This is a genomic window from Novosphingobium sp. Gsoil 351, from assembly GCF_009707465.1.
Lineage (GTDB): Bacteria > Pseudomonadota > Alphaproteobacteria > Sphingomonadales > Sphingomonadaceae > Novosphingobium.
Window position 1 is genome coordinate 797,791 of record NZ_CP046120.1, and the last position, 14,439, is coordinate 812,229.

Sequence of the window (14,439 nt, forward strand, 5' to 3'; positions counted from 1 at the left end):
AGGCTGGCGCGCAGGCGTCGTAGCGAGTCCCCGGGACGCATGAATCTCACCCACCCCTACTGCGATGCGGATGGCGACAAGCTGCGCGAAGAGTGCGGTATCTTCGGTGTCGTCGGCGCTCGCGATGCAGCCTCAATGGTGGCGCTTGGACTGCACGCGCTGCAACATCGCGGCCAGGAAGCGGTCGGCATTACCAGTTTCGACGGGCAAGAATCCTACTCGCGCCGCGGGATCGGCCATGTCGCCGCCAATTTCTCCGACGCCAGCGCGCTCGCCGAACTGCCCGGCGACATGGCGGCCGGGCACGTTCGCTATTCTACCACCGGCGGCAGCGGCCTGCGCAACGTCCAGCCGCTGTACGCAGACCTCGCCTCGGGCGGTTTCGCAATCGCCCACAACGGCAACATCTCGAATGCGGTGGCGCTGCGCCGCGACCTCGTCGGCAAGGGATCGATCTTCCAGTCGACCTCGGACACCGAGGTCATCATCCACCTCGTCGCGACCAGCCGCTATCCCACCCTGCTCGACCGTTTCGTCGACGCGCTGCGGATGGTGGAGGGTGCCTATTCGCTAATCTGCATGACGCCCGCCGGGATGATCGCTTGCCGCGATCCTCTGGGCATTCGCCCGCTGGTGCTGGGCAAGCTGGGCGAATCGGTGATTTTCGCCAGCGAATCGGTCGCGCTTGACGTCGTTGGGGCCGACCTGATCCGCACGGTCGATCCTGGTGAGCTGATCGAGGTCGATCGGGAGGGCAAGATCACCAGCCACCGGCCGTTCGGCACCCCTGCGCCGCGGCCATGCATTTTCGAGCACGTGTATTTCAGCCGCCCCGATTCGATCGTCGATGGGCGCTCGGTCTACGAAGTGCGCAAGGCGATCGGCCAGCAACTGGCGATCGAGAGCCCGGTTGAGGCGGACCTGGTGGTGCCCGTACCCGACAGTGGGGTTCCCGCGGCGATCGGCTTTGCCGCACAGTCGGGCATTCCGTTCGAACTGGGGATCATCCGCTCGCACTATGTCGGGCGCACTTTCATTCAACCCAGCGACGGAGCGCGCAATGCCGATGTCCGGCGCAAGCACAACGCCAACCGTGCGCTGGTCGCGGGCAAGCGGATCGTGTTGATCGACGATTCGATCGTACGCGGCACTACCAGTCTCAAGATCGTCCAGATGATGCGCGACGCCGGTGCCGCCGAAGTCCACTTTCGCGTCGCCAGCCCGCCGACCGAGCATTCGTGCTTCTACGGCGTCGATACCCCTGAACGCTCCAAATTGCTCGCCGCGCGGATGGACGTGGCGGCGATGGCGGACTTCATCATCGCCGACAGCCTGGCATTCGTATCAATCGATGGCCTCTATCGCGCGGTCGGGGAAGCCCAACGCAGGTCCGGCGCGCCGCAATATTGCGATGCCTGTTTCACCGGCGACTATCCGACCCGCCTGACCGATCTGGCCGAGCGCACGAACCCCGCCCAACTCAGCCTGCTCGCCGAAAAGGTCGCTTGATGGCGAACCCGCAAGAGGTACGGCCCTTCTCGGGCCAAGTGGCGCTCGTCACCGGTGCCAGCAAGGGTATCGGCGCGGCGACCGCCGGGGCGCTGGCAGCGGCAGGCGCCCACGTGATCCTGACGTCGCGAGATGCCAAGGCGCTCGAGGCGGTCGAGGAAGCGATCTACGCGGCCGGGGGCACAGCGACGATCGCACCAGTCGATTTGGCCGACCCCGAAGGCGCGGCACGGCTGGCGGCGGGGATCGGCCAGCGTTGGGACGCGCTCGACATCCTCGTGCTGGGCGCGGCCTATTTTCCGCAATTGACGCCCGTCACCCAACTCGATTCGCGCGAGTTCAACAAGACCCTGACCCTGAACCTAATGGCGCAGCAGGCCATGCTCGGGCACTGCGACAGGATGCTCAAGGCGAGCAAGGACGCGCGGATTATCGCGCTGACCAGTTCGGTCGGTCAGACTCCCCGCGCCTTCTGGGGCGCCTACGCCGCTTCGAAAGCCGCGCTCGAAGCCCTGCTGGTCGCCTATGCCGAGGAAAACCGCGCGATCGGCCATATCCGCGTCGCGATCGTCGATCCTGGCGCAACCCGCACTGCGATGCGCGCGCGGGCCTATCCCGGCGAGGACCCGGCCAGCGTCAAACCGCCGGAAGCAGTGGCCGAACGGCTGGTCGCGCTGCTCGGCGAGCCCTTCCTTACTGGTCACCGCGAGCGCGTTAACCAAAGCGCATAACGTCACGGTAAGCCGGATTGCAGAAAAGTCGCCATGGGTCGCGCGTAAACACGCGGTGAGGCCTTTGTACGGGAGCTGCGCCATGCATTCGACGACAACGTCGCGAAGCCGCTACGAGCTGGTCTCGCAGGAAGACCGCTGCGCCCCGCGCACGCGGATCTCGATTCCCGCCTCGCTACGGCCATCGGGAGGCCGATCGTTCCAGACCCAGGTGCTCGATCTCTCGCTTGGCGGGTTTTCGGCACAGTGCGTGAACCGGATGCACGTCGGCTCGCTGACATGGCTGACCCTGCCTGGGCTCGAATCGCTCCAGGGCGAAGTGGTTTGGTGGCAGGACAACATCGTCGGCTGCGCGTTTCAGAACCTGCTCAGCCCGATCGTCCACGACAACATCCTGGCGCGGTTTCGCGGTGAAGGCGTGTTCCGGCCCTGCTGAACCCTATTCGCGGCTAAGCGTGACCAGACTGACCTCGATTCCGCCGCCGCGGAAGCCGCCCTCGCAATACATCAGGTAATAGCGCCACAGACGCACGAAATGCTCGTCGAAGCCGGCGGGCAGATCGCCTGCCTCCACCGCGCCGTCGAACGCTTCGCGCCACAGCATCAAGGTTTCGGCATAGTCGATCCCGAAATCGAGCTGGTCGTGCCACGCCAGCCCGCGTTCGGCGGCGAGGCGGCGGAACTCGCTGGTGCGGATCAGCATCCCGCCGGGGAAGATATAGGTTTGGATGAAATCTGCGCTGGCAGCGTAGGCATCGAAGAGCTCGTCGCGGATCGAGATGAACTGGATCACCGCGCGGCCGCCAGGGGCGAGACAGCGGTCGAGGCAATCGAAGAACGACGGCCAGTATTCCCGGCCCACCGCCTCGACCATCTCGATGCTGACGATCGCGTCGTAGGAACCCGTGACATCGCGGTAGTCCTCACGGCGAAAATCTACGGTGGCCTCGGCGGCGAATTTCGCTCGAGCGAATCCGAGTTGCTCGTCCGACAAGCTGATCGCATCGACCCGCGCGGCAAACCGATCCGCCAGATGCGCCGCCAACGTGCCCCAGCCGCAGCCGATCTCCAGAGCCCGGTCGATCGGCAGCCCGTCGAGCCGGCGGACGATTTCGCCGCACTTGTTCGACTGACCGCGGTCGATCGGCGCGAAGAACTGGCTGAGCTGCGACGGTTCAGCCTGTCCGGCAGCACCGAACAGTCCGCTAGAATAGATCATCGTCGCGCCTAGCCAGGCTTGATAGAAATCGTTACCGAGGTCGTAGTGCGCGGCGATGTTCTTCTGCGCGCCATCACGCGTGTTGCGCTGCAATTGATGGAGTCGCCGCAGCAGCCACCGCCACGGACCCTTGGCTCGCGCTACACCGCCCAGCGTCGCGGCGTTACGCATGAACAGTGCGAATATCTGGACCGGGTCGGGGCTATCCCATTCGCCCGCCTCCCACGCCTGGTACCAACCAGCCGAACCCCCGGTCGCGAGTCGCAAAAGTGCGTTCCAGTGGCACAGTTCGATCTGCGCGTCGGGTCCAGGCGCCCGCCCGCCGAAAAGGCGCCGGGTGCCGTCGGGAAGGGTCGCAAGTAACGATCCAGCCTCGAGCCCATGGTCGATCCGGTCGAGCACGCGCCCGAACCCGCCAGCCGCGAACCTCGCCAGCAGCCCGGTTCCGCCACGCCAGCGCTTTCCCGCGGCGGCGAGATGAGTTCCACGGATCGGTGCTTGCGCGTTCATCGCCGCGCTTATGCTGCGGCCTCCCGCGTGCGGCAATGCTCTATGCCTTATGCGCCAGACTTTACCTGGGCGTAGGCGGCCAGCGCCCGCTCGCGCGCTTCGCGGTGGCCGACGATCGGCGCGGGATACCCGGTCGGACGAAACACGGGGTCATGAATGTCGTCGTCCGACAAGCCCGCCAGTTCGGGCACCCATTCGCGGATATAGTTCGCCGCCTGGAATTTGGGAGACTGGACCAGCGGGGCCATTATCCGGCTGAACAGGCTGGCATCGACCCCACTGCCCGAGACCCACTGCCAGTTGACGGCGTTGTTGCCGTAGTCGGCATCCACCAGCGTATCCCAGAACCAACGCTCGCCGTGCCGCCAGTCGATCAACAAGTGCTTGATCAGGAACGAAGCGGCGATCATCCGCACCCGGTTGTGCATCCATCCGGTCGCCCATAGCTGACGCATCCCCGCGTCGACGATTGGATAACCGGTGCGGCCCTGCCGCCAGGCGGCCCAGTCGCCTTTCGCCTCGCCCCGCGGATCGCGCCACGGCAGGCGGCGGTGCTCTTCGCGGAAGCTCTCCTCGCCATAGCGGGGAAACTGCGCGACGATCCCTTGAGCAAAATCGCGCCAGCCCAGCTCGCGGCGGAAACTTTGCGCGCCGATCCCGCGCTTGCCCGAAAGCGCGTGCCATACATGGCGCGGCGATAGTTCACCCCAGTGCAAATGCGGCGAGAAGCGCGAGGAGCCGTCAATCGAGGGCAGGTTGCGCGCGGTCTCGTAGTCGCCGACGCGGTCGAGAAACTCGTCAAGCCGGTCCTGCGCAGAGTGCTCGCCGACCCGCCAGGCTTTGCGGAATCCTCCCGCCCAGTCGGGCGCGGTGGGCAGCAGGTTCCAGTCCTCCAGCCTGGCGCTGTCGGGCCATGTCGCCGGTGCTGTCAGCTTGGGCCGGGTCAGCGGTTCGGGCGGCGGCATTTCCTGTTCCAGCGCGCGCCAGAAGGGGGTGAAGATGCGGAACGGGGTGCCGCCTCCGGTCAGCACGCTGGCCGGAGGGGCGAGATAGTTGCCGTCGTGAAGATGCAGGTTCAGCACTTTGGCCACTTCACCTTCGGCCTTGCGCCACCACGGCTCGTAGTGGACGATGGCGTGAATCTCGCGCGCGCCCGCCTCCTTGGCGACCGCGGCCAACTCGCGTGCCGCACCGCCACGACGCAGGATCAGGCGCGATCCGGCGCGGCGCAAATCCACATCCAACGCTGTCAGGCTGTGGTGCAGCCACCAGCGCGAGGCCCCGCCAAGCGCCCGATCGCCCGCGCCATCGTCGTCGAGCACGTAAACCGGCACCATGGGCGCACCGCTCGCCGCCGCAGCGTGGAACGCGGGCTGATCGGCCAGACGCAAATCGCGGCGCAGCCAAACGAGAATCGGGGCAGTCATCGGGACTCCTGTGGGCAACCGATGGCGCTGTTCCCGCCGCCGCGCTAACGGTCAAGCGCGCGGAACGTTGCGCCGTGCTCGGGATTGTGACCCCCATGGATCCGAAGAGCCAAGCCACGGCGGGTCTCCCGGCCGAAACCGTCACCCTCCCCGCGCGCGGCTGGCGGATCGATCCCACACACGCGCTGCTCGCGGGCGCACTTTGCTGGATCGGATTCGCGGTGGTGGTGGTGGCCGTGCTGAGCGGAAACTCAGCCGATTTCGATGCCGCGGGGCTGCGTTTGTGGCGGACCGGGATGGATTTCCACCCGCGCGGCGCTCCGTGGTTGGCTGAGGCGGTCAGGGATTATACCGCGCTGGGCGGCGTGCTGCTGCGCAACCTTGTCGCAATGGGCGCGTTGGTCGCGCTGCTGTTTCTGCGCCTGCGCCGCGAGGCCACGCTGCTGGCGCTGACGATCGCCACCGGCTGGGCGGTCAACAGCGCGATCAAGGCGTTCGTCGGACGCCCGCGTCCCGCCATCGTCAGCCACCTGACCGACGCCGGGGGCCTGAGCTTCCCCAGCGGTCACAGCTTCAATTCCGCGGTGGTGTACATATCGATCGCGCTCGCGTTCGCCGCGCTGAGCCCGCGCCATTCGGTCCGCGCGACGGTCGTCCTCGCTGCGATGGCGCTGACCTTTCTGATCGCGTTGAGCCGAGTGTGGCTGGGGGTGCACTATCCCAGCGACGCCATCGCCGGCTGGCTCGGCGGTGCCGGCTGGGCGTTCATTGCCTCGGCGCTGCTCTATCGTCCGGCCAAGGCGGCAGCGGACAGCGCCGTGGCCGAGGGCTTGGACCCGACCTCCGAACTGTCCGGTTAGAGCGGATCGTGCGCGGTCTCGCCCACGGTCCAGGTCTGGCCCTTCGCCAGCAATGCGGCCAGGTTGGCGGTCTTGCCCTTGCGCGCCTCGGCGTTCTGCTCGTGGACCACGACTTCGAACGTCGGGCGGGGATCGTCGTAGATCACCCCCAGCGCCATCGGGAACGGCCCGAACGCGAGTTCGACCAGCATGTGCGCGACCGAGCGGTTCTTGACGTCGTGGACGATCACCCCCGCCGCCTGCCAGTCACCGTCGACGACATCGACGACCTTGAGCATCAGCCTCACGCCATCGAGCGCGATGCCCTGGGTGCCCTTGGCGAACAGCATCGGCTCGCCGTGCTCGAGCCAGAGCTGATGGTCCTCGGCGCCCTTGGGCGCGGCGAAGCCGTCGAACACGTCCTTGTTGTAGACGATGCAGTTCTGGAAAATCTCGACGAACGCCGCGCCCTTGTGGTGGTAGGCGGCCTTGAGCACTTCGGGCAGCTTCTTCGACACATCGAACCCGCGCGCGACGAACCGTGCGCCACTGCCCAGCGCGAAGGCGCAGGGGCTGGCAGGGCGGTCGATCGAGCCCATCGGGGTCGAGGGCGAGGTGGTGCCGAGGCGGCTGGTGGGTGAGGCCTGGCCTTTGGTCAGCCCGTAAATCTCGTTGTTGAACAGCAGGATCTGGCAATCGAGGTTGCGCCGCAGGATGTGCATCGAATGGTTGCCGCCGATGCTCATCCCGTCGCCGTCGCCGGTCACCAGCCAGACGTCGAGATCGGGATTGGCGAGCTTGATCCCGGTCGCGAACGCCGGCGCGCGGCCGTGGATCGTGTGGAAGCCGTAACTTTCGATGTAGTACGGAAACCGGCTCGAGCAGCCGATTCCGCTGACGAAAACGGTGTTCGCCGGATCGCAGCCGAGCTCGGGCAGCGTGCGCTGCACCGCCTTGAGGATCGCATAGTCGCCGCAGCCCGGGCACCAGCGAACTTCCTGGTCGGATTCCCAATCCTTGAGCGTGGTCGGAATGGGGATGGGGGTCATGTCGTTCATGGGTTCAGCGCCTTGATGCTCGGCAATTGGGTCGTGTCCGCATCGACCTCGCCGCCCTCGTTGCCCGGCACGCGGTCGAAGAACGTGCCGATCGCAGCCTCGATCTCCGCGATGGTGAACGGCTGGCCGCTGGTCTTGGTCAGCGGCCGGGCATCGACCAAGAACTGGTCGCGGAGCACGGTCTTGAACTGGCCGGTATTCATCTCGGGTACGAGGATGTTCTCATAACCCTTTAGTAACGCGTCCAAATTCCTAGGCATCGGCCAGATGTGCCGGACATGGATGTGGCTGACGTCGAAGCCCTTGCGGCGCATCCGGCGGACCGCCTGGTGGATCGGGCCGAACGTGCTGCCCCAGCCGACCACCGCCAGCTTGCCGCCGGGCTCGCCGAGGCAGACGTCCTGTTCGGGAATGTCGTCGGCGATCCCGTCGATCTTGGCCTTGCGCGCGTCGGTCATCGCCTGGTGCGCGCCGGGCGAGTAGTCGATATTGCCGGTGCCGGGGGCCTTCTCGATCCCGCCGATGCGGTGGGTGAGGCCCGGCGTGCCCGGCTTGATCCACGGCCGCGCGCCCTTCCAGTCGCGCGAATATGGCAGCAGCGATGCGTCGGGACCGTTCGGTTCCTCGAGAAAACTGACCGGGAACGGCGTGAAAGCCGAAGGATCCGGCACTTTCCACGGCTCGGCGGCGTTGGCGATGTAGCCGTCGGTAAGCAGCATCACCGGGGTCATGTACTGCACCGCCAGGCGGCAGGCCTCGATCGCGCATTCGAAGGCGTCGGCGGGGCTGCGCGCCGAGACGACGGGGATCGGCGAGATCGCCGTTGCGGCCATAGACCGCTTGATAGAGGTCGCTCTGCTCGGTCTTGGTCGGCAGCCCGGTCGAAGGTCCACCGCGCTGCGAGTTGACGATCACCAGCGGCAGCTCGGTCATGATCCCCAGCCCGATCGCCTCGCCCTTCAAGGCGATTCCCGGTCCCGACGACGAAGTGATCCCCAGTTGCCCGGCATACGAAGCGCCGATCGCGGCGCAGACCGCGGCGATCTCGTCCTCTGCCTGGAAAGTGGTGATCCCGAACTCCTTGAGCCGCACCAGATGGTGGAGGATCGCGCTGGCCGGTGTGATCGGATAGCCGCCGAAGAACATCGGCAGTCCAGCCAACTGGCACCCCGCGACCAGACCCAGGCTGATCGCCTCGGCCCCGGTGACGGTGCGATACAGCCCCGGCGCGCTATCGACCGGGGCGATGTGATACTGCTTGAGCGGCCCGGCCAGTTCGGCAGTCTCGCCATAGGCGTGCCCGGCGTTGAGCGCGGCGATGTTGGCGTCGGCCAGCACCGGGTTCTTGGCGAACTTGGCCTTGAGCCAATCGACGAGCGGGGCGCGATCGCGATCGAACATCCACAGCGCCAGCCCCAGCGTCCACATGTTCTTGCAGCGCAGCGCTTCCTTGTTGCCAAGCCCGAACGGCTTGACCGATTCGAGCGTCAGCGCGCTTATGTCGAAAGCCAGCACCTGCCACCGGGCAAGGCTGCCGTCGTCGATCGGACTGGTCTCGTACTTCGCCTTTTCCAGGTTGCGGCGGGTAAACTCGCCGGTGTCGGCGATGATCAAACCGCCGGGCTTGAGCGCATCGACGTTGGTCTTGAGCGCCGCCGGGTTCATCGCCACCAGCACGTCGGGGGCGTCGCCCGCGGTCTCGATATCGGTCGAGCCGAAGTTGATCTGGAATGCCGAAACGCCGAACAGAGTGCCCTGCGGCGCGCGGATTTCGGCGGGAAAATCGGGAAAAGTCGCCAGGTCGTTGCCGCTGAGCGCAGTCGACAGGGTGAACTGCCCGCCGGTCAGCTGCATCCCGTCGCCGCTGTCCCCGGCAAAGCGCACCACCACCGAATCGGGTTCTCGCTCGCTGGGCGGGCGCAGGTCATCCCTCCCGGAAACCGGCGAAGTGTCTTGAGCAAATGCAGTAGCCATTCAGTACCTCGGTCGGCGCGACCCGGTCGATGGCCGGGAAATGTGCGCCGCGCTTATGCCCCTCACCTTATACGCGCAAAAAGAAAATCTCTCCCCTGCGCAAACCGCCAGCCAGCAAAATCCCGGTGGCGGCGCTAGGTCAAGTTGCACACGGCGACTTATGCCAAGCTGAACGCAAAACGCGAGAGGTGCCCCGTGAACGACACGACCACAATCGAGCCCCCGACCCAGACCGGACACTACACCCGTCCGGATGTCCGCGGCTTCCTCGATTTCCTCAATTCGATCGAGGGGCCGCAGATGCACGAGATGCCGCTGGCCGAAGCGCGCGGCGCCTATCTGGCGATGGTCCCGGTCGGCGAACTCGACCCGCGCCCGCTGGCGGTGATCCGCGACCTTACCTGCCCGGGTCCCGCGGGCGATATCCCGCTGCGCTTCTACGACGCGCGCGAAACCCGCGAGCCCGGCCCGGCGATCGTGTTCTACCACGGCGGCGGGTTCACCATCGGCGATCTCGACACGCACCACGCGCTGTGCACCGAAATCGCCGCGGAAATGGACCTGCCGGTGGTCGCGGTCCACTATCGCCTGGCCCCCGAGCACGCCTTCCCCGCCGCGCCCGACGATTGCGAGGCGGCGACGCGGTGGGTGGCGGAAAGCCCCGCCGAACTCGGCCGCAAGGTGACCGGGCTGATTCCGATCGGCGACAGCGCGGGCGGCAATCTGACCATCGTCATGACCCAGGCGCTGATGGAGCGCCCCGCCGCCGCGCCGGTGGTGCTCCAGGTCCCGATCTACCCGCTTAGCGACGAAAAGCCCGACCATGTCTCGATGCTCGACTTTGCCGAGGGCCACCTGCTGACCAAGACTTCGATGGACTGGTTCAGCGAATGCTATGGCGCGGTGCCGGGCAATACCCGCGCCTATCCGATCCATGGCGACCACGCCAAGATGCCGCCGACGGTGCTGGTCACCGCCTCGCTCGATCCGATCCGCGACAGTGGCCGGGTCTATGGCGCGCAGCTCATCCTCGCGGGTTCGGACGTGGTGTTCCTCGAAATGAAGGGCTCGATCCACGGCTTCACCACGCTGCGCAAGGCGTTGCCGTCGGCGCAGGCGGATATGCAGCGCATCTTCGCGGCGATGCGGCTGATGCTGGGGAACGCGTGAGCGTCGATCTCGCGGCCCTCCCCTATCGCCCTTGCGTGGGAATCATGCTGGTCAACGGCGAAGGCAAGGTCTTCGTCGGCCAGCGGATCGACGCCCCAAAAGGCTCGAGGGGGGAAGGTGATCGCTGGCAGATGCCGCAGGGCGGGATCGACGACGGCGAAGACCTCCACGTCGCGGCGTTCCGCGAGCTGGGCGAGGAAACCGGGGTCGGCGAGCATCACGCCACGATCATCGCCCAGACGCGCGAGGAATTGCTCTACGACCTGCCCGACGATCTCCTCGGCAAGCTGTGGGGCGGCAAGTACCGCGGCCAGCGCCAGCACTGGGTGCTGATGCGCTTCACCGGCGAGGACGCCGACGTGCGGCTGGATGCGCACGATCCACCCGAATTCTTCGAATGGAAATGGCTCGAGCCGGAGCTGCTGCCCGAGCTGATCGTTCCGTTCAAACGCCGCGTCTATCGCGCCGTGCTGGAGGAGTTCGCGGGGTTGATTTGAACCGGCTATAATCTTCCCGCCCCGCTCATCCCGAGCGAAGTCGAGGGATTGCCCACTCCCTTCGACCATGGTCCGCGGTGTCTCGACGGTCGCCCGCTGCGCGGGCTGCTCGACACGAGCGGACCGGTGCGGCTATCCGGAATGAAAGCAATTCAATTCGTCGAAGTTATCACCGGCTTGGCTTGAACCGCTTCGGCGGAGATGACCCGCGGCATCGGACCGCGCGCGATCATAGCGGCGAGTTGCTGGGCCGGAGCGCAGCTCTTGCCGCAAAGGTTCTCGATCCGGGCGAGGTTCTTGCGGGCCTTTTCGACCGCGCCCTTCTCGACCATCGCCCCGCCCTCGCCCGAAAGCGCGACGACGTTGTCGGGATCGCGTTCGAGCGCCTCGCGGTAATAGTGGATCGCCTTGCCCTGCAGGCCTTCGGCGCGGGCGGAATCGCCCAGCGCGAGATAGGCGGCGATGTACGCCGGATCGACTGCCAGCGCGGCCTCGAACGCATCGGCCGCCTCACTCGCCTTGCCCTGCGCGAGCACCGCGCGCCCTTCGGCGAGCAACGCGCGAGCACGCGGGTCCTGGCTATCGGGCGCGGCGCCGTGGCTCACGCTCGCGGTCACCGCGACCAGCGCGGACAGGGCCAGGGCGGCTGGATAATAGCGCATCAACAACTCCATCGAGCGGCTGGGCAGCGCGGGCTGACCGCCGGTCATCGCAAATTCCGCGTCATGACGAGCAAAGCTATCACAGGCGCTGGAGGACTGTGAAGAAAAACCCGTCGGTGCCATCGTGGAACGGTGTGAGCCGCACCCCGGTTCCGCGCGGCCTACCCGCGCCCGCGTTAACGTCCGCTGCACGCCAGCCTGGATGGCGCGCCAGGAACGCGGCGGCCTGGTCTGCGCCCTCGGCATCGAGCAGCGAGCAGACCGCATACCCGATCCGCCCGCCGGGCCTGACCAGCGCGGCGGCGATATCGAGCAGGCGGTTTTGCAGCGCGGCGTGGCGCTTGATGTCGGCGGGCTGCAGGCGCCAGCGCGTCTCGGGGTTGCGCCGCCAGGTGCCGGTGCCCGAGCACGGCGCATCGACCAGCACCGCATCGGCGCGCTCGCTCCAGTCGCTCAGCAGCTCGGCTTCCTTGCCCGGATCGAGCAGCCGCGTCTCGACCATCGCCCCGGCGCGCGCTGCGCGGGGCGGCAGGCGCTGGAGGCGGGCGCGGTCGGTATCGCAGGCGAGCAGCGTGCCGCGGTTGTCGAGCGCGGCGGCGAGCGCGAGGGTCTTGCCCCCCGCCCCGGCGCACAGATCGACCACCGCTTCGCCCGGCTGGACGCGCAGCGCGGCGCAGGCGAGCTGGCTGCCGCCGTCCTGGACCTCGAACAGGCCCTCGGCGAACTGCGGCCAGGTTTCGGCGGGGGTGCCGGCGGGAAAGCGCAAGCCTTCGGCCGCGGCGATCGGCTCGCCGGGCGCCGGCAGCGCTTCAAGCAAGGCTTCGCGCGTGGTCTTGAGACGGTTTGCGCGCAGATCGAGCGGAGCCCGGTCGAGCAGCGCAGCGAATTCGGCGCCGGGAATGCCCGACGCCTTGAGCGCACCGATCAGCCACGCCGGGGCGATCCCCGCCTTGGCCATGTCCTCGCCCTCGACCATCGGCCCGGGCGCGTGATTCGAGCCGTCGAACAGCGTGGCAAGTTGCTCGTCCGCCTTCGCGACCAGCAGCATCGCTGCGCGTCCGCTCGGCGGCGGCTCGCCGCTCGCCCGGATCGCACGCCACGCCAGTTCGCGGATCGCCCGGCGATCGCCGCTGCCGGCATAGCGCCGCGCCTTGAACCATTCCGACGCGACGCGGTCGGCGGACGCTCCTCCGCGCTTTGTGGCGGCGAGGATCGCGTCAAGCAAGTCGATCGCGCCTTGGACGCGCGCGGCAGGGGTCATCGAACTGGCGCCGCGCGAAATGTCTCGGCTTCGCTCGACATGAGCGGGTTGGGCAAACTCATCTTGTGAGGTCCGCTCGTGACGAGCGAAGTCGAGATACGCGGAACCGACGTCACCGCGACTGGTAGTTCGGGGCTTCGCGGGTGATCGTCACGTCGTGGACGTGGCTTTCGCTGAGGCCCGCGCCGGTGATGCGGATGAACTGGGCGCGCGTCCGCAGCTCGTCGAGCGTGGCTGCGCCGGTATAGCCCATAGCCGCCTTTACCCCGCCGACAAGCTGATGAAGCACATCCTTGGCGGGCCCCTTGTAGGACACCTGGCCTTCGATTCCTTCGGGAACAAGCTTGAGCGAGTCCTTGATATCGCCTTGAAAATAGCGATCGGCAGAGCCCCGGCCCATCGCTCCGACCGAACCCATCCCGCGATACGATTTGTAGGCGCGGCCCTGGTAGAGGAAGGTGTCGCCGGGCGCTTCCTCGGTCCCCGCGAGCATCGAGCCGATCATCACGCTGCTGGCCCCGGCGGCGAGCGCCTTGGCCGCGTCGCCCGAGCTGCGCAGGCCGCCGTCGGCGATCACCGGAACACTGTGCTTGGCGGCTTCGCTGGCGCTGTCCATCACCGCGGTGAGCTGGGGCACGCCGACGCCGGCGACGATCCGCGTGGTGCAGATCGACCCGGGACCGATGCCGACCTTAATCCCGTCGGCGCCTGCGTCGATCAGCGCGCGGGTCGCCTCGGCGGTGGCGACGTTGCCGGCGATGACCTGGGCCGAGTTGGACAGCCGCTTGACCCGCTCGACCGCGCGCGCGACGTCCTTGTTGTGCCCGTGCGCGGTGTCGATGACGATCACGTCGCATTCGGCCTCGAGCAACGCGGCGGTGCGCTCGAATCCCTTGTCGCCCACGGTGGTCGCCGCAGCGACGCGCAACCGGCCGCCCGCGTCCTTGGTCGCGTCGGGATAGGTCACCGCCTTGTCCATGTCCTTGACCGTGATCAGCCCGACGCAGCGGAATTCGTCGTCGACCACCAGCAGCTTTTCGATCCGCCGCTGGTGGAACAGGCGCTGGGCTTCATCCTGGCTGACCCCGGGGCGGACGGTGGCCAGGTTCTCGTGGGTCATCAGCTCGCTGATCTGCTGCGCCGGGTTGGCGGCGAAGCGAACGTCGCGGTTGGTGAGGATGCCGACGAGCTTGCCCGAGGCCTCGACCACCGGGATCCCGCTGATCTTGTTGAGCGCCATCACCGACTGCGCCTCGCCCAGCGTGGCGTCGGGGCGGATCGTGATCGGGTTGACCACCATCCCGCTCTCGAAGCGCTTCACCGCGCGCACCGCGGCGACCTGCTCGGCGATGGTCAGGTTGCGATGCAGCACCCCGATCCCGCCCATCTGCGCCATGACGATAGCCATGTCCGCCTCCGTAACCGTATCCATCGCGCTCGACAGCACCGGGATGTTGAGCGTGATCCCGCGGGTCAGGCGCGAGCGGACGTCGGCGGTGGTGGGCAGGACATCGCTTTCGGCCGGACGCAGGAGGACGTCGTCGAAGGTCAGGCCGAGCGGAATATCCATGAAGCGCGCCAC

Annotated in this window: 12 protein-coding genes and 1 pseudogene; 6 read left to right on the top strand and 7 right to left on the bottom strand. The window is 67.1% G+C overall.

Annotated elements, in window-relative coordinates:
- Positions 1–39 precede the first annotated feature (39 nt).
- From purF to GKE62_RS03770, 3 genes are all read left to right on the top strand, one after another.
- Positions 40–1,509: an amidophosphoribosyltransferase gene (gene purF, locus GKE62_RS03760; RefSeq protein ID WP_154691073.1), complete on the top strand. Its 1,470-nt coding sequence runs from the start codon at positions 40–42 to the stop codon at positions 1,507–1,509.
- Positions 1,509–2,240 carry an SDR family NAD(P)-dependent oxidoreductase gene (locus tag GKE62_RS03765; protein ID WP_154691074.1) on the top strand — a complete coding sequence of 244 codons (732 nt, stop codon included), beginning with the start codon at positions 1,509–1,511 and terminating at the stop codon, positions 2,238–2,240. Before purF ends, GKE62_RS03765 begins: the two co-directional genes overlap by 1 nt.
- Positions 2,241–2,322: 82 nt before the next feature.
- Positions 2,323–2,676 (top strand): PilZ domain-containing protein, encoded by a 354-nt coding sequence (locus tag GKE62_RS03770; protein ID WP_154691075.1) that lies wholly within the window; start codon positions 2,323–2,325, stop codon positions 2,674–2,676.
- 3 nt (positions 2,677–2,679) lie between these two features.
- On the opposite strand, the gene GKE62_RS03775 is transcribed toward GKE62_RS03770, so the two are convergent.
- Positions 2,680–3,969, bottom strand: a complete 1,290-nt coding sequence (locus tag GKE62_RS03775; protein ID WP_154691076.1) for a cyclopropane-fatty-acyl-phospholipid synthase family protein — start codon at positions 3,967–3,969, stop codon at positions 2,680–2,682.
- Between the two features lie 47 nt (positions 3,970–4,016).
- A complete protein-coding gene (locus tag GKE62_RS03780; RefSeq protein WP_154691077.1) occupies positions 4,017–5,396 on the bottom strand; it encodes a deoxyribodipyrimidine photo-lyase in 1,380 nt (459 codons plus the stop codon).
- Between the two features lie 95 nt (positions 5,397–5,491).
- On the opposite strand from GKE62_RS03780, the gene GKE62_RS03785 reads away from it, so the two are divergent.
- Positions 5,492–6,256 (top strand): phosphatase PAP2 family protein, encoded by a 765-nt coding sequence (locus GKE62_RS03785; RefSeq protein ID WP_154691078.1) that lies wholly within the window; start codon positions 5,492–5,494, stop codon positions 6,254–6,256.
- Here GKE62_RS03785 and GKE62_RS03790 read toward each other — a convergent pair.
- Together GKE62_RS03790 and GKE62_RS03795 are read right to left on the bottom strand one after the other, a co-directional pair.
- On the bottom strand, positions 6,253–7,293 hold the full coding sequence (locus tag GKE62_RS03790) for a 2-oxoacid:ferredoxin oxidoreductase subunit beta (protein WP_154691079.1): 1,041 nt from the start codon (positions 7,291–7,293) through the stop codon (positions 6,253–6,255). The two genes, GKE62_RS03785 and GKE62_RS03790, sit on opposite strands and share 4 nt — an antisense overlap.
- Positions 7,290–9,267, bottom strand: a pseudogene (locus GKE62_RS03795) (2-oxoacid:acceptor oxidoreductase subunit alpha). The gene GKE62_RS03790 and the pseudogene GKE62_RS03795 overlap by 4 nt, the downstream one beginning before the upstream one ends.
- A 195-nt stretch (positions 9,268–9,462) precedes the next feature.
- On the opposite strand from GKE62_RS03795, the gene GKE62_RS18775 reads away from it, so the two are divergent.
- Entirely contained in the window at positions 9,463–10,437 is a 975-nt protein-coding gene (locus GKE62_RS18775; RefSeq protein WP_230206897.1) for an alpha/beta hydrolase, read from the top strand.
- Positions 10,434–10,934, top strand: a complete 501-nt coding sequence (locus GKE62_RS18780) for an RNA pyrophosphohydrolase (protein WP_255453567.1) — start codon at positions 10,434–10,436, stop codon at positions 10,932–10,934. The genes GKE62_RS18775 and GKE62_RS18780 overlap by 4 nt, the downstream gene beginning before the upstream one ends.
- A 152-nt stretch (positions 10,935–11,086) precedes the next feature.
- Here the strand turns inward: GKE62_RS18780 and GKE62_RS03805 are convergent, their stop codons facing one another.
- The 3 genes from GKE62_RS03805 to guaB form a co-directional block, all read right to left on the bottom strand.
- Positions 11,087–11,644, bottom strand: coding sequence for a tetratricopeptide repeat protein (locus GKE62_RS03805; protein WP_230206898.1), 558 nt, complete (start codon positions 11,642–11,644; stop codon positions 11,087–11,089).
- 31 nt (positions 11,645–11,675) lie between these two features.
- Complete coding sequence (locus GKE62_RS03810; RefSeq protein ID WP_154691081.1) at positions 11,676–12,857, bottom strand: RsmB/NOP family class I SAM-dependent RNA methyltransferase; 1,182 nt, start codon at positions 12,855–12,857, stop codon at positions 11,676–11,678.
- Positions 12,858–12,969: 112 nt separating this feature from the next.
- Positions 12,970–14,427, bottom strand: coding sequence for an IMP dehydrogenase (guaB, locus tag GKE62_RS03815; protein WP_154691082.1), 1,458 nt, complete (start codon positions 14,425–14,427; stop codon positions 12,970–12,972).
- Between the last annotated feature and the right edge of the window lie 12 nt (positions 14,428–14,439).